The following is a 19,284-nucleotide window of genomic DNA, read 5'->3' on the forward strand; positions in this document are numbered from 1 at the left end:
GCGGGCCGGGGGTCAGCTGCCGGCGCCGCTCACCCGGTAGACGTCGAAGACGCCCTGGATGCTGCGCACGGCCTTCAGCACGTGCCCCAGGTGCTTCGGGTCCCCCATCTCGAACGTGAACTTGCTGATCGCCACCCGATCCCGCGACGTCGTCACCGACGCGCTCAGGATGTTGACGTGCTGGTCGGACAGCGTCCGGGTGACGTCGGACAGCAGCCGCGGCCGATCCAGCGCCTCCACCTGGATGGCCACCAGGAAGACGCTGTCGTCGCTCGGCGACCAGCTGACCTCGACCAGCCGGTCCGGCTGCGTCTTGAGCTGCTGGACGTTGGTGCAGTCTGCCCGGTGCACGGACACGCCGTGCCCGCGGGTGACGAATCCGACGATCTCGTCACCGGGCACCGGGGTGCAGCACTTCGACAGACGCACCCACACATCGGCGTCCCCGGCCACGACCACGCCCGCGCCGCCGCCCCGGGGGCGGCCGCGCAGCCGGGTCGGCAGGGCGGTCTCGGCGATGTCCTCCTCGGCGCTGTCGACGCCGCCGATCGAGGCCACGAGCTTCTGCACGACGGCCTGGGCCGCGACGTGCCCCTCCCCCACGGCCGCGTACAGCGCCGACACGTCGGGGTAGCGCAGGTCGCGGGCGAGCGCCAGCAGCGCCTCACCGGACATCAGCCGCTGCAGCGGCAGCCCCTGCTTGCGCATGGCGCGGCCGATGGCTTCCTTGCCCGCCTCGATCGCGGTCTCGCGGCGCTCCTTGGAGAACCACTGCCGGATCTTGTTGCGGGCCCGGCCCGACTTGACGAACTTCAGCCAGTCGCGCGACGGCCCGGCGTCCGGCGACTTGGAGGTGAAGATCTCGACGGTGTCGCCGTTGCCGAGCCGCGACTCCAGCGGCACCAGCCGCCCGTTGACGCGGGCCCCGATGCACCGGTGGCCTACTTCGGTGTGCACGGCGTAGGCGAAGTCGACCGGCGTGGCACCCTCCGGCAGGGCGATGACCTGCCCCTTCGGGGTGAACACGTAGACCTCGGACACCGACAGGTCGAAGCGCAGGGAGTCCAGGAACTCGCCCGGGTCGGAGGTCTCCTTCTGCCAGTCGAGGAGCTGGCGCAGCCAGGCCATGTCGCTGCCGGGCTTCACCTTTCCCGGAGGGGCGCCGACCTCCTCCTTGTACTTCCAGTGCGCGGCCACGCCGTACTCGGCCCTGTGGTGCATCGCGTGGGTGCGGATCTGCAGCTCCACCGGCTTGCCCTCGGGACCGATCACCGTCGTGTGCAGCGACTGGTACATGTTGAACTTGGGCATCGCGATGTAGTCCTTGAACCGCCCCGGCACCGGGTTCCACCGGGCGTGGATGGTGCCCAGCGCCGCGTAGCAGTCGCGGACGGTGTCGACGAGGACGCGGATGCCCACCAGGTCGTAGATGTCGTCGAACGCCACGTCACGCGCGATCATCTTCTGGTAGACCGAGTAATAGTGCTTCGGCCGGCCCTTGACCACCGCGCGGATCTTGGCCTCGCGCAGGTCGCCGGAGACCTTCTCGATGACCTCCTGCAGGAACAGGTCCCTGCGCGGCGCCCGCTCCGACACCATGCGCGCGATCTCGTCGTAGCGCTTGGGGTAGAGCATGGCGAAGGCGAGGTCCTCGAGCTCCCACTTGATCGTGTTCATGCCCAGGCGGTGGGCCAGCGGCGCGAAGATCTCCAGGGTCTCACGGGACTTCTGGTGGCGTTTGTGCTCGGGCAGGTAGCGCATGGTGCGCATGTTGTGCAGCCGGTCGGCCAGTTTGATGATCAGCACGCGGATGTCACGTGCCATGGCGACGACCATCTTGCGCACGGTCTCGGCCTGCGCGGCGTCGCCGAACTTGACCTTGTCCAGCTTGGTCACGCCGTCCACCAGGGACGCGATGGTCTCGCCGAAGTCGCCGCGCAGCTCGTCGAGGCTGTAGGCGGTGTCCTCGACCGTGTCGTGCAGCAGCGCCGCGCACAGCGTCTCGTCGTCGGTGCCGAGCTCGGCCAGGATGGTGGCCACGGCGAGCGGGTGCGTGATGTACGGGTCGCCGGACTTCCGCTTCTGGTCGCGGTGGTGATAGGCGGCGACGTCGTAGGCACGCTCGATCACGCGCAAGTCGGCCTTGGGATGGGTGGCGCGGACCGTGCGGAACAGCGGCTCCAGCACCGGGTTCATCGCCCCACCCCCAAACCTCCGCCGGCGCGTCGCTGGTACGCCGCTCGGCTCGGCACTGCCGGAGTCGGTTACGTCGGGCACGACCGCATCACGGGGCACTCAGACTCCTCCCGCAATGACTCATCACGCGATTTGGCTCCTCACGTTCGAGTCCAGATCCCCCAGTGTATCCAGGTGGCGAACCTCGACCGTTCGCGGGCCGGGCTCAGACGATCACCAGGGAATGCAGCTCTACTCCCGGCAAACGCTCGCGGCCCTTGAGAAATGCCAGCTCCATGAGCACCGCGATGCCCACGACGTCGCCGCCGGCCCTCTCCACCAGCTCCACGGCCGCCTTCGCCGTGCCGCCCGTGGCGAGCACGTCGTCGACGATGAGGACCCGGTCGCCGGGCGCGAAAGCGTCGCGGTGCACCTCGATGGTCGCGGAGCCGTACTCCAGATCGTAGGACTCTTCCAGGGTCTCGGCGGGCAGTTTCCCCTTCTTCCGCACCGGCACGAACCCGGCTCCGGCCCGGTACGCCACCGGCGCGGCCAGAATGAAGCCGCGTGCCTCGATCCCCACGATCTTGTCGACCTGGCGCAGCCCGGCCAGTTCGTCCACCACGGCCGCCATCGCCACCGGATCCGCCAGGAGCGGGGTGATGTCCTTGAACATGACTCCTGGCTTTGGGTAGTCCGGGATGTCCCGAATCCGATCCAAGATCATCGTACTCAGCTCACTCATCGGGGTCTCCCTCGCCTCTCTCCACCGGCCGTGTGCCGGGCACCATGATGGTGCATTCCAGCCCTCATGCGGACCAGTCCGCCCCAAAACCACGACGCCCCCACCCGCTGAGGGGGTGAGGGCGTCGTCCACGCGGTCCGGGTCAGCCCTTGGCTACCGCGGCGCTTTTGGAACCCTTCTTGCCACCGCCCGTGGAGGCGAGCCTCCTGGCGATGGCCTGATACTTCGGCTCGCGTTCCTTCAGCGTCACCAGCAGCGGCGTGGCCACGCAGAGGGAGGAGTACGTGCCGACGATCATGCCGACGAACAGGGCCAGCGACAGGTCCTTCAGCGTGCCCGCGCCGAGCAGCGTGGTGCCGATGAACAGGATCGCCGCCACCGGCAGGATCGCGACCAGCGACGTGTTCAGCGACCTGATCAGCGTGTGGTTGAGCGCGTTGTTGGCCGCCATCGAGTACGTCATCTTCGAGGTGTGCCCCAGCTTGGCCGTGACCTCCTTGATCATGTCGAACACCACGACCGCGTCGTAGAGCGAATAACCGAGGATGGTCAGGAAGCCGAGCAGCGTCGCCGGCGTGACCTCGAACCCCGACCAGGCGTAGATGCCGGCCGTGATGACGAGGTCGTGCACGAGCGCGACGATGGCCGCCAACGCCATCTTCGGCTCGAACGCCATCGACAGGTACAAGATGATCGCCAGCATGAACACGCCCAGGCCGATCCAGGCCTGGGTGGAGACCTCACCGCCCCAGGACGGGCCGATGGACTGGACGCTGACCTGCCCGACCGGGGTGTCGAAGTCCTTGGCGATCTCGGACTGCACCTGGGTCAGCTGGCTTTCGGAAAGGCTCTCGGTGGTGACCCGCCAGCCGGTGCCGGCCGACTGCACGATCACCTGGTGCACGCCCTCTTCGCGAACGGACTCGCGGATCTGCTCGACGGTGACCTGAGAGGCGGCCTTGAACGAGAAGACCGTGCCACCCTTGAACTCCACGCCCAGGTTGAGGCCGTTGATCAGCAATCCGGCCAGCGACACGAGCAGTAGGAAGCCGGAAAGGCTGTACCACAGCCTCCATTTGCCGACGAAGTCGACATCGATCTCGCCGCGGTAGAGGCGACGCGCGAGTCCCATCTCATGCCTCCTGCGGAGTGGTCGTGCGGCCGGTCGTGCTGCCGGCCTCGCTCATGCGCTCGGCGTCGAGGCCGGACAGCGGGTGACCCTTGGCGAAGAACTTCACCTTGGCCAGCAGGGCGATGAACGGCTTCGTGAACAGGAACACCACCACGACGTCGATCAGTGTGGTCAGGCCCATCGCGAACGCGAATCCGGCCACGCCGCCGACCGCCAGGAAGTAGAGCACGATCGCGGCGATGAACATGACGGCGTCGGCGATCAGGATCGTGCGCCGGGCACGGACCCAGGCCACCTCGACGGCCGCCCGCAGCGAGCGCCGCCCCTCCTTCATCTCGTCACGTATGCGTTCGAAGTAGACGATGAAGGAGTCGGCGGTGATGCCGATCGAGACCACCAGACCGATGATGTGCGGGAGCGACAGCCGGAAGTTGGCGTTGTGACCGAGCACGACCACCGACGTGTACGTGAGGATCGTCGCCACGACGAGGCTCAGCACCGCCACGATGCCCAGGCCCCGGTAGTAGAGCAGGCAGTAGAGCACCACGAGCACCAGGCCGATGACGCCCGCGATCAGGCCGCCCCGCAGCTGGTCCTGGCCCAGGGTCGAGGAGACCGTGTCGACGGAGCTGCGGTTGAACTTCAGCGGCAGCGCGCCGTACTTCAGCTGGTCGGCCAGGGTGGTGGCGCTGGCCTGGGTGAAGCCGCCGGTGATCTCGGCCCGGCCGCCGGGGATCGGGCTGATGATGTTGGGCGCGGTGATGACGACGCCGTCGAGGACGACCGCGACCTTGTTGCGCGGCTCCTGCGAGTTGTAGGCCTGCGTGGTGAGCTTGCTCCACTCGCCCGCGCCCTTGCTCTTGAAGTCGAGCTGGACGATCCACTCGGTGGTGCCCTGGCGGATGCCCGCGCTGGCGGTGTCGATGTCGGTGCCGACGACCTTGGCGACGTCGAGGACGTACTTGGCGCTGCCGTCGGCATCGCAGGCGGCGAACTGCTTGGTCGGGTCGTCCTGGACGCCCTGGCCGCGCTTCTTGGGGTCGGTGCAGTCGAGTGCCTGGAACTGCTTGAGCACCGCGGGGTCGATGCCCTCGGTGTTGATCCCGGCGTTGGGATCCTGAGCGGGCGGCGTGCTGGCCTGCGCGGTCGGGCTCGCCGTCGGCGTGGCCTTGGCGTTCTGGCCCTTCTTGTCCTGCTTCTGGTCACTCTGGGTGGCGGACGGCTGCGGGGTCGGCGCGGTCAGCGCCGACGACAGGGCCTTGCCCGTCGGAGAGGCGCTGGGCGCCGGCGTGCCCGCCGACTGGGACGGCTTGGCCGATCCCGTCGCGGAGGCCGAAGGCGAGGCGGTCGGCGTGGGCGCGTTGGTGGCCAGCTCCTGCGGGATCTGCGTCGCCTGCATGGCGAGCACCTGGCGGAAGCGCAGCTCCGCGGTGGTGGCGACCAGCTGGATGGCCTCATTCTGTCCGACGCCCGGGATCGAGATGATGATGTTGTCGCCGGACTTGGCGACCTCCGCATCGGAAATGCCCGTGCCGTTGACCCGGTCGCGGATGATGTTGACCGCGCGGTCCAGGATCTCTTCGGGAGGAGAGGCACCGTTCTGCGTCACGGGGGACAGGGTCACCGTCGTGCCGCCGGCGAGGTCGAGTCCCAGCTTGGGCGTGTACGCCTTCTGCAGGAACATCGTCCCGCCCAAGGCGAGGATGAGCGCCAGCAGCACCAGGAGCGTTCGCCCCGGTCGGCTGTGGCGGCTTGTCGGTCGGGCCACTGGTCGTCAGTTCTTTCGGATAGAGGTTTGTCGCAGAGCTTAGTCAGGACTGCTTGGTGCTGGAGTCCTGACCGTCGTTGCGATCCACGGTGGGCTCGGACGCGTTCGTGTCCTCCTCGGACTCCCGCTCCTCCGGCGCCGTGGCGTCGGCGGGCGAGACGACGCGGCCGATCGCGGCCTTCACCCAGCGGGTCTCGATGCCGGGCGCGACTTCGAGGATGACGTCCTCATTGTCCACCGCGACGACGGTCGCGAACAGGCCTGTGGTGGTCATGACGCGAGTGCCGGGCGTCAAGGAGTTCTGCATCTTGAGCGCCTCTTGCTGGCGCTTGCGCTGCGGGCGGATCAACAGGAAATAGAACACCACCACGAGCAGGATCAGCGGCAGGATGCTCATGAGTTGGTCCATTGGGGCGACCTTTCATAGTCGTACAAAAAGTTGACACCGGCCTCGCGCCGGAAATTCCGTGCGTTGCGTCGGGCCGCGCCGCTCAGCCCGTCAGCCTACACAGCCAGCCAAGCCACGGAGTGTAGGCCGTTGTTGCGAAACGCGGCAACGAGGCAGCGTTTCGGCGCGCGGGGAAGTTCCCAATTTGAAACGGTTGCAACCGTTCTGTGATCAGGCGAAAAGCGACGCTCCGAACGCGTCCGGGGGCGGTGTCATTCCGAGGTGCGCCCACGCGGCCGCGGTCGCCACCCGTCCGCGCGGGGTCCTGGCCAGCAGTCCTTGGCGTACGAGGAAGGGCTCGGCCACCACCTCGACCGTCTCCGGCTCCTCCCCCACGGCCACGGCCAGGGTGGAAAGGCCGACCGGGCCGCCGCCGAATTTCTTCAGCAGCACATCGAGCACGGCCCGGTCGAGCCGGTCGAGCCCTTCGGCGTCCACCTCGTAGAGGTCGAGTGCCGCCGAGGCGATCTCGCGGTTGATCACGCCGTCGGCACGCACGTCGGCGAAGTCGCGTACGCGTCTCAGCAGGCGGTTGGCGATGCGGGGCGTGCCGCGCGAGCGCCTGGCGATCTCGTGGGCGCCCTCGGCGGGGAGGCCGACGGAGAGCAGCTTGGCCGAGCGGAAGAGCACCTGCTCCAGCTCGGCCACCTCGTAGTAGTCCATGTGGGCGGTGAAGCCGAACCTGTCGCGCAGCGGCGCGGGCAGCAGCCCGGCCCGCGTGGTGGCGCCGACCAGGGTGAACGGCGCGATGTCGAGCGGGATGGCGGTGGCGCCCGGGCCCTTGCCGACGACGATGTCGACCCGGAAGTCCTCCATGGCCATGTAGAGCATTTCCTCGGCGGGCCTGGCCATCCGGTGGATCTCGTCGATGAACAGCACCTCGCCCTCGGCCAGCGTGGACAGGATGGCGGCGAGGTCGCCCGCCCGCTCCAGCGCCGGGCCGGAGGTGATGCGCAGCGGTGCGTTCAGCTCCGCCGCTATGATCATGGCCAGGGTGGTCTTGCCGAGTCCCGGGGATCCGCTCATCAGCACGTGGTCGGGCGGCCGGCGCCGGCGCAGGGCGCTCTCCAGCACGAGCGACAGCTGCTCTCGCACGCGGCCCTGGCCGATGAACTCGCCGAGCCGCTTGGGCCGCAGGGCCGCCTCGATCTGCAGCTCGTCGCCCGCGGCATCGGGCGACACGAGCTCGCGCTCAAATCCCACGCCCGCCACACCTCCTCGCCGGGAACCGGCCTTCAGGGTCCGAAGCTCTCACCGTAAGGCCCTCAGCACTCACCGCACAGTCAGCACTCACCCCGCAGTCAGCACTCACCCCGCAGTCAGCACTCAGCGCGCAGTCAGCGCTCACCCCGCAGTCGGCACTCAGCGCGCAGTCAGCGCTCATCGCACGCTCAGCGAGCGCAGCGCCGCCTTCAGCAGGGCGGCGACCTGGGGCCGGCGGCCGGCGGCGAGCTCGGCTTCTGCGTCCGGCTCCACGGCGGCGATCGCCTCATCGGCGTCCTTGCTGGAGTAGCCCAGCCCGACCAGCCCCGAGTGGACCTGCTCCCGCCACACCGCCACCCGCCGCTCCCCGTTGAGCGCGGCGTTGACGGCCTCCTCCGGCGTGCCGAGCCGGTCCTTGAGCTCCAGCACGATGCGCTGGGCGCCTTTCTGCCCGATGCCCGGCACCTGCGTGAGCGCCTTGAGGTCGGCGCCGGCCACGGCCACCCGCAGCGCGTTGGGCGTGTGCACGGCGAGCATGGCGAGCGCCAGCTTGGGCCCGACGCCGCTGGCGCTCTGCAGCAGCTCGAACACGGCCCGCTCGTCGTCGGTGGCGAAGCCGTAGAGGGTGAGCGACTCCTCGCGCACCACCAGCGACGTCGCCAGCCGGGCCTCCTCGCCGACGCGCAGCGTGGCGAGCGTGCCCGGCGTGCAATGCGTGAGCATGCCGACCCCGCCGACCTCGATCACCGCGGCGTCCGGCGCGATCGCCGCCACCCTCCCCGCCACCGACGCGATCACAGCTCGCCCTCCGTCACCGGCACGATCACCACTCCACGCCTGTCCTCCGGCGCGGCCACAACACCACGCCCGCCCTCCGGCGCGGCCACAACACCACGCCCGCCCTCCGGCGTGCCCACAACACCACGCCCGCCCTCCGGCGCGGCCACAACACCACTCTCGACCAGCCGCACCACGGCCTCACCTTCGGTCTCCGGAACCCGGCTCCGGGCGGCGGCCGGGAGGAGCGCGACCGCACGCCCCGCCGCAGCCTCGCTTCCCGCCGCTGACACGAGCCGCGTGCGGTTCGCCGGGGCCACCCGGCTCGCCGCGCCCGAGGTGATCGTCGCCGGCCCCGCGAATGACGACGCGTTCATGGCCTGGCGTCCTTTCGCGTGGCTCGGGCGAGGGCCTCGGCCAGGCGGGACTGGGCGCCGCCGCGCCACACGTGGCAGATGGCCAGGGCCAGCGCGTCGGCCGCGTCGGCCGGCTTGGGCATCTCGGGCAGGCGCAGCAGGCGGGTGACCATGGCGCCGATCTGCTTCTTGTCGGCGGTGCCGCTGCCGGTGATGGCGGCTTTGACCTCGGACGGCGTGTGCAGCGCCACGGGCAGCCCGCGCCGCGCGGCGCACAGCACCGCGATGCCGGCGGCCTGGGCGGTGCCCATGACGGTGCGGACGTTGTGCTGGCTGAAGACCCGCTCGACCGCGACCGCGTCGGGACGGACCTCGTCGAGCCACCGCTCGATCCCCGCCTCGATGCCGATGAGCCGCGCGCCGAGCTCCTCGTCCGCGCCGGTGCGGACCACTCCGACGCCCACGAGCGTCAGCGGCGCGCCCGGACGCCCTTCGACGGCGCCCAGGCCGCACCGGGTCAGCCCCGGATCGACGCCTATCACCCGCACAGGCCCGCCCTTCCCCGCGCCGCCGAACACCTGTTCGGCACCAGACTCTACCCCGGCCGACGCGCCCGCGCACCGCGAAACGCCCGCCCCACCGCCTGGAGCCGGTACGCCCACGCGCGGGGCCATCCGTCATCGGCATGGGACGGCCTGTCGCCTGGGCACGGGCCGCCGTCATCAGCCTGTCAGAAGTAGTCGAGCATGTACGGCTTGGCGGCGAAGACGGTGTCGAGCGCCTCGTCGTACCGGTCGTCACCGGACATGAGCCCGGCGATCCGCAACGTGCTCGTCGGAACCCCCGTGTAAAGGGCGGCCAGGCCGTTCGCGCTGAGCACCGCTCCCGGCGCGCCGGGCCCGGACTCCCCGACCGGCGTGGCGGCGCCGGACCCGCCCGCGAACTCCAGCCGCCAGGTGCCTCCGCCCCGCACCGGATCCTCGACGGTGACGACGGCCTCGCAGCTCACGGGCAGCGGATAGCCCCTGCGCTCGACCGCGGCAGCCACGTCCAGCACCCTGAACATCCACCGCACCTGCTTGACCTGCTCCTTGCCCCGCTCACGCAGCAGCCACAACACCGGGTCGTCGGGCGCCACGGGCGCGATGACGTGCTGCGCGATCGAGGAGGCGGTGCCGACCAGGGACCACAGCGTCCTGGCGGTCTCCCCCGATCCGGCGACGAGGTTGTCGACCTGGATGTCGTCGCCCTTCCACCGGTAGACCAGGAAGCCGTCGTCGGCGAGGTAGAGGAAGTCGTCCTCCTCCTCGAGCCACAGCTCCCAGGTGCGCTCGTCCCAGGAGACGGGCCCGCTGACGCGCGCGGCGCCGTAGACGCGGTGCAGCACGGAGATGATCTCGGCGGCGTCGCCCGGCCCCATCCTGCGCAGCTTGGCGTGCCCGGACGGGCGGATCTGGCGGAGCGCTTCGGCGGGGATCCGCACGTTGTGCTGCGCTCCGGCGTGCTCGTAGCCGAGGCCCCGGTAAATGGGCGTGGTGGCGGGGTAGAGCACGGAGACGGCGTCGCCGAGCGCCACGGCCCGGTCGATGACGGCCCGCATGACCTTCGTGCCGACACCGCGGCCGCGGTCCTCGGGGCTGACGGTGACCCCGGCGATCCCGGCCATCGGCTGCGGCCTGCCGTGCCACCACTGCGTGAACTGCCGCAGCCGGGCCGCGGCGGTGAGCCGCGAGCCGTCGAACACGCCCAGGTAGCGGCCCTCGCCCAGCAAGGGGGCCGACGCGCGGCGCCACCGCTCGGTGTCGGCCGCCGACAGCGGGCCGAACGAGCGTTTGCGGAGGTCGAGGACGTCGTCGAGGTCCTCAGGAGTCAGATCGCGAATTTCCACAGCGTTCCAACTTACGCAGCCGGGGCACGCCGCCGCGAACCATTTGTGCTGACGGCGAGCCGGTCGAGGTAGAGCAGCTGAGCGGTCACGACGGCGGCCAGCGCGACGACGACCACGACCAGCGGCGTGGTGGCGCCGACGGCGGGCGAGGTGGTGCCGAAGGAGGTGAGCTCGTTCAGCAGGGCGACGGGGGCGGTGAACAGCTCGGGCTGCTGGGCGACCAGCAGCGGCCAGAGCAGGTCCTGGGCGTTCATCAGCGCGACGGCCCCGGCCAGAACGCCCGCCATGGGCAGCGAAGGCAGGACGACGCCGCTGAAGAAGTCCCTGTCGTTCCGCTCAGCCAGTCCCTTGCACAGCAGAGTGAGCACGAGCAGGGCGGGCACGCTCACCAGCAGGGGCGGGAACAGCGCGACGAAGGTGTCGATGAGGCCCAGGTTGCGCATGTTCTGCCAGTTCGCCACGCCGAGCGGGCCCGTGCCGACGAACAGCCAGGGCGCGAACACCAACAGCAGCCACTCGCTGCCGCGCCCGAGCGGCCGCAGACCGCCGATGCCGAGTGCGGCCAGGTAGGCGACCCCGACCGACACCAGCGCTCCTGCGACGGCGGGAACCCAGGTGTTGACCTGCGCACGCAGTCCGCCCGCCGGGCTGACGGGCGCGCCGAGCACGCCGGAGATCCAGGGCCAGGCCGCCAGGATCCCCACGACCAGGAAGAGCACCAGCGCCGCCACCCCGACGACGGCCCCGGTCGTCTTCACCGGCCCGGCCGCCGGAGGCCCCGCCGTGGGAGACGCCGGGGAACCTGGGGCACCGGCGGGCGTGAGCGTGATGCGCAGCCTGGAAGCCACGGCGACGACGGTGGCGACGATCCCCAGCACGCCGAGAGCCACCCCTGTGAGCGTCGCTGCGGCCGCACCAGGGCCGAACTTGGCCAACCTGAAGGCGAAGTCGTACTGGAGGCCCGCGAGCGTCCCTGTGGAGCGCTCAGGGCCTCCGTGGGTGAGGACCATCCCCAGCGAGAAGGTCTGCAGGCCGACGGCGACGGTGGCGAGCGCCAGGAGCACGCCGACGACGAGCATGGCCGGCGCGACGGTGCCGCCCCGCAGCGCGGGCAGGAACGCGACGACCGCCAGCGAGCACACCACGCCGAACGTCGCCGCGGCGACGATCAGCCGCAGCGTGCCCGGCGCCGTGTCCGGTTCGCTCAGCCCCTGCGCCAGCGCGAGCAGGCCGGACGCGTCCCGGCTCAGCCCGTGCATCCACGCCGCCGCCATGCCCACAGGGGAGAACGTGACGATCGCGAGGGACAACACGATCCGCCCGGCCCGGCGCGGCCAGGTGCCGCCCCGGTCGAGTGCCGCCGCCAGCAGTGGGGCCACCACCAGGGCGACGAGCAGCGGCACGACGGTCAGCGAGAGCGTGAAGCCGAGCGCCCGCCAGAACACGTCGTCGCCCAGCAGGTCGGCGTAGTTGGACAACCCCGCATAGGTGCTCTCACTGAGGACGCCGCCGCTCTGGAAGCTGAGCCAGATCGTCTGCGCGGTCGGCAGCACCAGCGTGATGAGGGTGCCGAAGAGAGCCGGCACGGCCAGCAGCCAGCCGATCGCCCGGTAGGACGTCTGCGGTGGGTTGGGGGAAGTCACGTCGCCCGACCCTACGCCGCTCCCGGCCTCTCGCGCATCTCAGGACTCCTGCGAGCCCTCAGGCCTACTCGGCGCCGAGGCGCTCGAGCACGGCGTCGCTGACGTCGAAGTTGGCGAAGACGTTCTGCACGTCGTCGCTGTCCTCCAGCGCATCGATGAGGCGGAACACCTTCTTGGCGCCCTCCTCGTCCAGCGGCACGCTCATCGTCGGCAGGAAGCTCGACTCGGCCGAGTCGTAGTCGATCCCGGCCTCCTGCAGCGCCTTGCGCACCGGCACCAGGTCCCCGGCCTCGGAGACGACCTCGAACGAGTCACCCAGGTCGTTGACCTCCTCGGCGCCCGCCTCCAGCACGGCCATCAGCACGGTGTCCTCGTCGAGCCCGTTCTTGGGCACGATGACGACGCCTTTGCGGTTGAACATGTAGGACACGGACCCGGGGTCGGCCAGCGAGCCGCCGTTACGGGTCAGCGCGACGCGCACCTCGGAGGCGGCGCGGTTGCGGTTGTCGGTGAGGCACTCGATGAGCACCGCGACGCCGCCGGGCGCGTAGCCCTCGTACATGATCGTCTGCCAGTCGGCGCCGCCGGCCTCCAGGCCGCCGCCGCGCTTGCGGGCGCGCTCGATGTTGTCGTTGGGCACGGAGTTCTTCTTCGCCTTGAAGATGGCGTCGAAGAGGGTGGGGTTGGCGTCCGGGTCAGGGCCACCGGTGCGGGCCGCCACTTCGATGTTCTTGATGAGCTTGGCGAACAGCTTGCCCCGCTTGGCGTCGAGCGCGGCCTTCTTGTGCTTCGTCGTCGCCCATTTGGAGTGGCCGGACATTACTTAGAGCTCCCTAACCATGTCTACGAAGTAACGGTGCACGCGAGCGTCCCCGGTGAGTTCGGGGTGGAACGATGTCGCGAGCAGCGGACCTTGACGGACCGCGACGATCCTATCCCCAGGCTCGCACCGGCCCAGCACTTCGACGTCCGTGCCGATGGATTCGACCCAGGGAGCGCGGATGAACACGGCGTGCACCCGCTCGCCCGCGAAGTCCAGATCGGACTCGAAGGAGTCCACCTGGCGGCCGAACGCGTTGCGCCTGACCACCATGTCGATGCCGCCGATCGTCTGCTGGCCGGCGATGCCGTCCTCGATCCTGTCGGCCAGCATGATCATGCCGGCGCAGGAGCCGTAGGCGGGCATGCCTTCCTTGACCCGCATCCGCAGCGGCTGCAGCATGTCGAAGGTCTCGGCGAGCTTCCACATGGTGGTGGACTCGCCGCCGGGGATGACGAGGGCGTCGACCGCGTCCAGCTCGGCCGGTCTGCGTACGGCATGGGCCGACGCACCTGCCTCCTGAAGCATGCGCACATGCTCGCGCACGTCTCCTTGGAGAGCGAGTACACCGATCGTGGGCACAGTCGATCCTTCCGTCCGGGTGCGGGTTCCGACCATTCAACACCAGGATGGCCCGGCATCTTCCTTCAGTGGGGCGCATTCAGCGTCCCGCTGCGGGCAGGCGGACGCGGTCCGCGCCTGGACGTGTATTCCGCACGTCATCACGGCCGGTCTGCGTGCCACCGCCCCGCCGCACTTCGGCGCGGGTCCTTTCGGAGGAAAGGGCGGTCGGTACAGGCCCTTTCGGAGGAGAGCAGCGGTTGGTGCGGGGACCCCCATAGCCAGCCAAGCTGCGACGAAGCGGCACGTGCGGCACACGGGCCTAGAGGGCCAGCTTCACGTAGACGGGCTTGTGGTCGGACAGGGTGACGCGGCGGTCGACGTCGCAGCGGCGGACCGTGCCCTTGGGCGCGAACAGGTAGTCGATTTTCTTGCCCTCGCGGGTCCAGCGCCCGGTGCGCCTCGCGCCGCGCTGATCGCATTCCTGGTACGCCCGGTAGAACGGCACGACGGCGCGGCGGCCGGCCGCGCTGCCGTACCCGCTGTCCGGCGGCGAGACGTTGAGGTCGCCGCCGACGACCGTCCGGTGTCCGGGATTGGCGGCGATCTCCAGCAGCCGCCGCAGTTGCCTGGTCCGGTAGGGGGCGCCGGGCTGCCGGTCGTCGTACTGGGCGCCGGAGGACAGGTGGGTGCCGCAGGCGTGGACCTTCCTGGCGGGGATGGTCGCGCAGACGGCGGCGCGCTTGACGTACCAGGAGGGGGCGGGCAGCGGATGGATCGCGAAGGAGGCCGCGTCGCCCGCCACCGCGACGGCGATGCTCTGCGCGCCGCGCGGGCGGCCGAGACGGTCGGGGTGGCAGGCGTACGGGGCGCCGTCGCCGGACAGCAGCCCCCACGAGCCGATCGTCCAGCGGCGGCCGGTGCGCTGCTCCAGCCAGAGCTCCAGCGTGCCGGTGGCGCCCGTGCAGAATTCCTGCAGGAAGATCACGTCCGGCTTGATCGGCTGCTTGAGCGCGTACGTGCCGATCGTCTCGGCCAGTTCGATCGCGCTCGCCCGATAGAGGCGGCAGGCGGAGTTGGTGCCGGTGCAGACGTTCCAGGTCATGACCGACAGGTCGGAAGGCGCGGGCGCCACGAGCGATCCGGCCACCAGGAGCAGGACGTGTCCCAGCATGGTGGGACATCCTAGCGCCCGGCCGCGACGGCGGCCGGGCGCTTGTGGTCGCTAGGGGCGCTCGGTCTCCAGGCGGACGGTCTCCTCGATCGTCATCGGCTGCCTGCGCAGGATCGTCGGGTCGAGCGGCCGCAGGTACGCCTGCTGCACCCCCGGCACCCGGTCCTCGACGACGAAAGTGGCGCGGGTGTAGACCTCGGCGCCGGGCTCGGTGACCCGGGGCACGACCTTGAAGTCGGCCGACATCTGCTCCCGCTCGATCTTCGTCAGCACGTAGCCGCGCTGGTTGTTGTAGAACTTCAGGTGCGGGTTGATCGTCAGGAACGGATGCGTGGCCGGGTCGGAGTCGACACCGTTCCCGCCGGTGGAGATCGACGAGGCCACGAGCTCCGACCCCACCGACGGCCCGGTCGGGTCGTCGTAGTCGAGCTTGAGGTCGCTGGCCCAGTGCGCGTGCACGTCTCCGGTCAGCACGACGGGGTTGCGCACCTCGGCGTCGATCCAGCCCTGCGTGATGCGGCGGCGGGAGGCGACGTAGCCGTCCCAGGCGTCCTGGCTGGTGACCTTGGCGGGCCCGGCGTTGTTGTCGCGCTGGGCGAAGAACACCTGCTGCCCGAGGATGTCCCACTGCGCCCGCGAGTGGCGGAAGCCGTCCAGCAGCCACGCCTCCTGCTCGGCTCCCGTGATCGAGCGCGCGGGGTCGATGGAGGCCGGGCAGTCCTTGTAGCCGTCGCCGCAGCCCTGGTCGTCGCGGTACTGGCGGGTGTCGAGCATGTGGAAGGTGGCCATGCGGCCCCAGCGGATGCGGCGGTAGAGCTGCATGTCGATGCCGCGCGGGATGGAGGTGCGGCGCAGCGGCATGTTCTCGTAGTAGGCGCGGAAGGCGGCCTCGCGGCGGGTCAGGAAGTTCGGCTGCGGGACCTCGGGCTTCTCGGGCACCTCGTCGGCCCAGTTGTTGTCCAGCTCGTGGTCGTCCCACACGACCAGCCAGGGCGCGGCGGCGTGCGCGGCCTGCAGATCGGGGTCGGCCTTGTACTGGGCGTGGCGCTGGCGGTAGTTGGCCAGGGTCTCGGTCTCGGGGCCTTCGTGGTGGCGGATGTTGCCGCCGGGGATGGTGTAGGTGTTCTTGGTGTACTCGTACTGGTAGTCGCCGAGGTGCAGGATGAGGTCCGGGTGCTCGTCGGCCAGCCTGCGGTAGGACGTGAAGAAGCCGTGCTCGTACTGGGCGCAGGAGACGAAGGCCATGGCCAGGCCGCCGCCGTACGCCAGCGGGTGCGGGGCGGTGCGGGTGCGGCCGACGGGCGAGACGTACGGGCCGACGCGGAAGCGGTACCAGTACTCGCGGTCGGAGCTGAGGCCCTGCAGCTCGACGTGGATGCTGTGGCCCCACTCCGGCGCCGCCACGGTCACGCCGGAGCGGACGACGCGGCGAAGGCGCTCGTCGGCGTACACCTGCCACTGCACCGGGAACGGCCGCTGCGGCATGCCGCCGAGGCCGTCCTCGGCAAGGGGCTCCTGGGCGAGCCTGGTCCACAACACGAAGCCCTCGTGGTCGGGGTCGCCGGAGGCGACGCCCAGCGTGAACGGGTCGGTACGCAGCCCGCGCGAGGCGAGGCTCTGCGCGGTCTCGGCGGCGGGGTCTGGCTCGTCGGCGTGCGCGGCGGTGGCCGGGATGGCCGCGGCGGCGCCCGCCGCTAAGCCGGTGACGAGGAAATGCCGGCGGTTCAGCTTGGACATCAGTGGCTCCTGGGACGATCGAGGGTGAGGGGAATTCCCGTAGCCTTACTGACGATCATGACTGCACAGTTAACACCGCACAACACGAAAAAGACGACATCCTTCGCGGATGTCGCCTCTTTCGGAAATTTCCGTCGTCACCGTCGCCCGGTGGCACCCCCGCCCGCAGTGATCATCTCACCGGAGGCAGGTGCCTGGCCCGCAACGACGCGCCGGACTACCAGCCGCGCTCGGCCAGGCGGTGCGGCTGCGGGATCTCGTCGACGTTGATGCCGACCATGGCCTCGCCCAGGCCGCGCGAGACCTTGGCGATGACGTCGGGGTCGTCGTGGAACGTGGTGGCCTTGACGATGGCCGCGGCCCGCTTGGCCGGGTCGCCCGACTTGAAGATGCCCGAGCCCACGAACACGCCCTCGGCGCCCAGCTGCATCATCATCGCGGCGTCGGCCGGAGTGGCGATGCCGCCCGCGGTGAACAGCACGACCGGCAGCTTGCCGGCCTTGGCGACCTCGGCGACCAGCTCGTAGGGAGCCTGCAGCTCCTTGGCGGCAACGTAGAGCTCGTCCTCGGGCAGCGAGGCGAGCCGCTTGAGCTCGGCGCGGATGGTGCGCATGTGGGTGACGGCGTTGGAGACGTCGCCGGTGCCCGCCTCACCCTTGGAGCGGATCATGGCCGCGCCCTCGGTGATGCGGCGCAGCGCCTCGCCCAGGTTGGTGGCGCCGCACACGAACGGCACCGTGAACTGCCACTTGTCGATGTGGTTGGTGTAGTCGGCGGGGGTGAGCACCTCCGACTCGTCGATGTAGTCCACGCCGAGCGACTGCAGCACCTGGGCCTCGACGAAGTGGCCGATGCGGGCCTTGGCCATGACGGGGATCGACACGGCGTTGATGATGCCGTCGATCATGTCCGGGTCGCTCATCCTGGACACGCCGCCCTGCGCGCGGATGTCGGCGGGCACGCGCTCCAGGGCCATGACAGCGACCGCGCCGGCGTCCTCAGCGATCTTGGCCTGCTCGGGGGTGACGACGTCCATGATGACGCCGCCCTTGAGCATCTCGGCCATGCCGCGCTTGACGCGGGCGGTTCCGGTGACGGGGGTGTTCTGGGGCGCACTGCTGGACAAGGTCATCCTCACGGGCTCTCAGGGCGGATCGGTAAGTTATCAAGCCCATCGTAGGTCCTGAAGGGCTCCCATCCCGACATGCCAAGATGTCAGGATTTGTCGCCCGGCTTGTACAGGACGATCAGGGGATCACGGGCTTGCGGCTGGCGAGGGCCACCCAAACTTGGCCGGGTGCGAAGTTCATCGGCTCGCCGCTCTCAGTGGTGAACGTCGTGCCGTCCTTCTCCGATTCCCGCTCCCACCGCGCTTTGAAAGCTTTACCGTCGCGCAGCACGATCGCCGTGCCCTTGCCCGTGGTGTGCACCAGCGGCGTGTAGCTGTCGTTCTTGTCGTGGAACTGCGAGCGCTCGGTCTTGGTGTACTGGACGACGATCGTCGGCGCGCCGAGCTGCCCGCCCTCGGCGGCCATGTCCTTCTTGCCGTCCTGCCAGATCATCCACATCTTGCGCTGTTCGGACCAGGCGAAGGTGAAGCGCGCGGCCGGCCACTTGACGGTGTACGCCTTCCGCTCCACGCCGCCCTCGGCCGGCGCGTCGCCGAAGGTGAAGCCGATGTCCTTGGCCTTGCTGGCCTTGGGCGCCTTGGCCAGCAGCTGCTTGGTGTTGGCGAACAGGTTGTAGGGGGCGAAGCGGCCCGGCTGCCGGAAGTACGCCCCCGGGTTGCGGGTGTCGCCGACGTCCCACAACGACGCCTCGGCGATCAGCGGCAACATCTTGGTCTGCGCGCCCGAATAGGAAAATGCCGGCTTGCCGAACATCGGCGCGATGTGCAGGTCGGAGATGCGGGCGCTGCGGACCGGGCCCACCTTGGACGGCAGCTTGGAGGAGAAGATCGCCATGAGACGGGTCAGCCCGGCCTCGACCTGCTCGATGTAGACGATGTCCGCGCTCTTCAGCCCCATCTGCGGCTTGCCCGCCGCCGTATTCTCGATCTTCACGGCGAGCACCGGCTTGAGCTGGTCGTACGGCTTGCCGGTGAAGGGGTGGGCCGGAACCTCCTCAGGCTCCTCGCTCGGCGCCGCGGTGGCGGCCTGCGGCACCTTACCTGAGGCCGGCTCCTCCGACGAGCAGGCCGCGACGGGCAGCAGCACGGCCGCTCCGGCAAGTGTGAGCGTGATCATCCGGGGTAGCCGCACCTGCAACACTCCTCGCTTCAGCCCGAAAACGGGATGAAGCTTACTGGCTTCCCCAAATGAGGTCATTCAGTTGCCATAGTCGCCGGTGGATTGTCATCGATCTCAAAGAAATCGGGATACTCCGTGTGACCTGCCAGGCGCAGAGTCCTCGCCAGCCAGCGGCGCTGCGCCGTACGGGTGACCGCCACCGCGTTGTTGTAGAAGCGGCGCGAATAGACCACCTTGGCCACGGCCGTGTCGAGCTCATCGAGCAGGTCGCGGCCGCCGGGCGACTCCGACAACTTCTCCCTGAACCGCTCCTGGTCCACCGCCGCCCGCAGCGCCCGCGACAGGTCGCTCTCGGCGTGCTCGCGCTCCTCGGGCCCGGCGATCCTGGCCTCGTGGGCGGCCGCGGCCAGCACCAGCGACGTGGCCGGGTCCAGCAGCCGCGCGCCGGCCAGCTCCAGCACCACCGCCCGGCGCCGCATCAGCGCGGCGTCCAGCGACTCGCGGGCCAGCTCCAGGCGGATGTGCAGGCGGTCGAGCCGGCCCGCCCGCCACGAGATGTACACGGCCATGAGCACCACGACGATGCCCACGATCAGAATGACCATGGT

The 19,284-nt window shown here is 69.9% G+C and carries 18 protein-coding genes; all 18 read right to left on the bottom strand.

What is annotated here, in order from left to right; all coding sequences use genetic code 11:
• Window positions 1-12 precede the first annotated feature (12 nt).
• The 18 genes from EDD27_RS24605 to EDD27_RS24685 all read right to left on the bottom strand — a co-directional run bounded on the left by EDD27_RS24605 (window position 13) and on the right by EDD27_RS24685 (window position 19,281).
• Window positions 13-2,196, bottom strand: coding sequence for a RelA/SpoT family protein (locus EDD27_RS24605; protein WP_127934476.1), 2,184 nt, complete (start codon window positions 2,194-2,196; stop codon window positions 13-15).
• A 205-nt stretch (window positions 2,197-2,401) separates the two neighbouring features.
• Window positions 2,402-2,920, bottom strand: coding sequence for an adenine phosphoribosyltransferase (locus EDD27_RS24610; RefSeq protein ID WP_127934477.1), 519 nt, complete (start codon window positions 2,918-2,920; stop codon window positions 2,402-2,404).
• Window positions 2,921-3,062: 142 nt separating this feature from the next.
• The gene (secF, locus tag EDD27_RS24615; protein WP_127934478.1) at window positions 3,063-4,052 is read right to left on the bottom strand and encodes a protein translocase subunit SecF; all 990 of its coding nucleotides are present in this window, start codon (window positions 4,050-4,052) and stop codon (window positions 3,063-3,065) included.
• Between the two features lies 1 nt (window position 4,053).
• The gene (gene secD, locus EDD27_RS24620) at window positions 4,054-5,820 is read right to left on the bottom strand and encodes a protein translocase subunit SecD (RefSeq protein ID WP_338324664.1); all 1,767 of its coding nucleotides are present in this window, start codon (window positions 5,818-5,820) and stop codon (window positions 4,054-4,056) included.
• 43 nt (window positions 5,821-5,863) lie between these two features.
• Window positions 5,864-6,217, bottom strand: a complete 354-nt coding sequence (yajC, locus tag EDD27_RS24625; protein WP_241564231.1) for a preprotein translocase subunit YajC — start codon at window positions 6,215-6,217, stop codon at window positions 5,864-5,866.
• A gap of 222 nt (window positions 6,218-6,439) precedes the next feature.
• A complete protein-coding gene (gene ruvB / locus EDD27_RS24630; protein WP_127934480.1) occupies window positions 6,440-7,471 on the bottom strand; it encodes a Holliday junction branch migration DNA helicase RuvB in 1,032 nt (343 codons plus the stop codon).
• Between the two features lie 177 nt (window positions 7,472-7,648).
• Window positions 7,649-8,269, bottom strand: a complete 621-nt coding sequence (gene ruvA / locus EDD27_RS24635) for a Holliday junction branch migration protein RuvA (protein WP_127934481.1) — start codon at window positions 8,267-8,269, stop codon at window positions 7,649-7,651.
• The gene (locus EDD27_RS54545; RefSeq protein WP_164903774.1) at window positions 8,266-8,625 is read right to left on the bottom strand and encodes a hypothetical protein; all 360 of its coding nucleotides are present in this window, start codon (window positions 8,623-8,625) and stop codon (window positions 8,266-8,268) included. Before EDD27_RS54545 ends, ruvA begins: the two co-directional genes overlap by 4 nt.
• Window positions 8,622-9,152 (bottom strand): crossover junction endodeoxyribonuclease RuvC, encoded by a 531-nt coding sequence (gene ruvC / locus EDD27_RS24640; protein ID WP_127934482.1) that lies wholly within the window; start codon window positions 9,150-9,152, stop codon window positions 8,622-8,624. Before ruvC ends, EDD27_RS54545 begins: the two co-directional genes overlap by 4 nt.
• Window positions 9,153-9,334: 182 nt before the next feature.
• On the bottom strand, window positions 9,335-10,492 hold the full coding sequence (locus EDD27_RS24645; protein WP_241564232.1) for a GNAT family N-acetyltransferase: 1,158 nt from the start codon (window positions 10,490-10,492) through the stop codon (window positions 9,335-9,337).
• Window positions 10,493-10,503: 11 nt separating this feature from the next.
• Entirely contained in the window at window positions 10,504-12,135 is a 1,632-nt protein-coding gene (locus tag EDD27_RS24650; protein ID WP_127934483.1) for a hypothetical protein, read from the bottom strand.
• A gap of 64 nt (window positions 12,136-12,199) precedes the next feature.
• On the bottom strand, window positions 12,200-12,955 hold the full coding sequence (locus tag EDD27_RS24655) for a YebC/PmpR family DNA-binding transcriptional regulator (protein WP_127934484.1): 756 nt from the start codon (window positions 12,953-12,955) through the stop codon (window positions 12,200-12,202).
• Between the two features lie 3 nt (window positions 12,956-12,958).
• The gene (gene pdxT, locus EDD27_RS24660; RefSeq protein WP_277750748.1) at window positions 12,959-13,573 is read right to left on the bottom strand and encodes a pyridoxal 5'-phosphate synthase glutaminase subunit PdxT; all 615 of its coding nucleotides are present in this window, start codon (window positions 13,571-13,573) and stop codon (window positions 12,959-12,961) included.
• A gap of 265 nt (window positions 13,574-13,838) precedes the next feature.
• Window positions 13,839-14,690, bottom strand: coding sequence for an endonuclease/exonuclease/phosphatase family protein (locus EDD27_RS24665; RefSeq protein WP_127934486.1), 852 nt, complete (start codon window positions 14,688-14,690; stop codon window positions 13,839-13,841).
• Window positions 14,691-14,741: 51 nt separating this feature from the next.
• A complete protein-coding gene (locus tag EDD27_RS24670) occupies window positions 14,742-16,427 on the bottom strand; it encodes an alkaline phosphatase D family protein (protein WP_127934487.1) in 1,686 nt (561 codons plus the stop codon).
• A 217-nt stretch (window positions 16,428-16,644) separates the two neighbouring features.
• Window positions 16,645-17,559 (bottom strand): pyridoxal 5'-phosphate synthase lyase subunit PdxS, encoded by a 915-nt coding sequence (gene pdxS / locus EDD27_RS24675; protein ID WP_127940925.1) that lies wholly within the window; start codon window positions 17,557-17,559, stop codon window positions 16,645-16,647.
• Between the two features lie 115 nt (window positions 17,560-17,674).
• Window positions 17,675-18,688, bottom strand: coding sequence for a DUF3048 domain-containing protein (locus EDD27_RS24680; protein WP_241564233.1), 1,014 nt, complete (start codon window positions 18,686-18,688; stop codon window positions 17,675-17,677).
• Window positions 18,689-18,750: 62 nt separating this feature from the next.
• A complete protein-coding gene (locus EDD27_RS24685; RefSeq protein WP_164904229.1) occupies window positions 18,751-19,281 on the bottom strand; it encodes a LemA family protein in 531 nt (176 codons plus the stop codon).
• Window positions 19,282-19,284 lie beyond the last annotated feature (3 nt).

Source organism: Nonomuraea polychroma, from assembly GCF_004011505.1.
Classification (GTDB): domain Bacteria; phylum Actinomycetota; class Actinomycetes; order Streptosporangiales; family Streptosporangiaceae; genus Nonomuraea; species Nonomuraea polychroma.

What these genes read in the sequence shown, in the direction of transcription:
- EDD27_RS24605 (WP_127934476.1), bottom strand. Translation starts at nt 2,196, where the DNA reads ATGAACCCGGTGCTGGAGCCGCTGTTCCGCACGGTCCGCGCCACCCAT.
- EDD27_RS24610 (WP_127934477.1), bottom strand. Translation starts at nt 2,920, where the DNA reads ATGAGTGAGCTGAGTACGATGATCTTGGATCGGATTCGGGACATCCCG.
- secF (WP_127934478.1), bottom strand. Translation starts at nt 4,052, where the DNA reads ATGGGACTCGCGCGTCGCCTCTACCGCGGCGAGATCGATGTCGACTTC.
- yajC (WP_241564231.1), bottom strand. Translation starts at nt 6,217, where the DNA reads ATGAGCATCCTGCCGCTGATCCTGCTCGTGGTGGTGTTCTATTTCCTG.
- EDD27_RS54545 (WP_164903774.1), bottom strand. Translation starts at nt 8,625, where the DNA reads ATGAACGCGTCGTCATTCGCGGGGCCGGCGACGATCACCTCGGGCGCG.
- EDD27_RS24655 (WP_127934484.1), bottom strand. Translation starts at nt 12,955, where the DNA reads ATGTCCGGCCACTCCAAATGGGCGACGACGAAGCACAAGAAGGCCGCG.
- pdxT (WP_277750748.1), bottom strand. Translation starts at nt 13,573, where the DNA reads ATGGTCGGAACCCGCACCCGGACGGAAGGATCGACTGTGCCCACGATC.
- EDD27_RS24665 (WP_127934486.1), bottom strand. Translation starts at nt 14,690, where the DNA reads ATGCTGGGACACGTCCTGCTCCTGGTGGCCGGATCGCTCGTGGCGCCC.
- EDD27_RS24670 (WP_127934487.1), bottom strand. Translation starts at nt 16,427, where the DNA reads ATGTCCAAGCTGAACCGCCGGCATTTCCTCGTCACCGGCTTAGCGGCG.
- pdxS (WP_127940925.1), bottom strand. Translation starts at nt 17,559, where the DNA reads ATGACCTTGTCCAGCAGTGCGCCCCAGAACACCCCCGTCACCGGAACC.
- EDD27_RS24685 (WP_164904229.1), bottom strand. Translation starts at nt 19,281, where the DNA reads ATGGTCATTCTGATCGTGGGCATCGTCGTGGTGCTCATGGCCGTGTAC.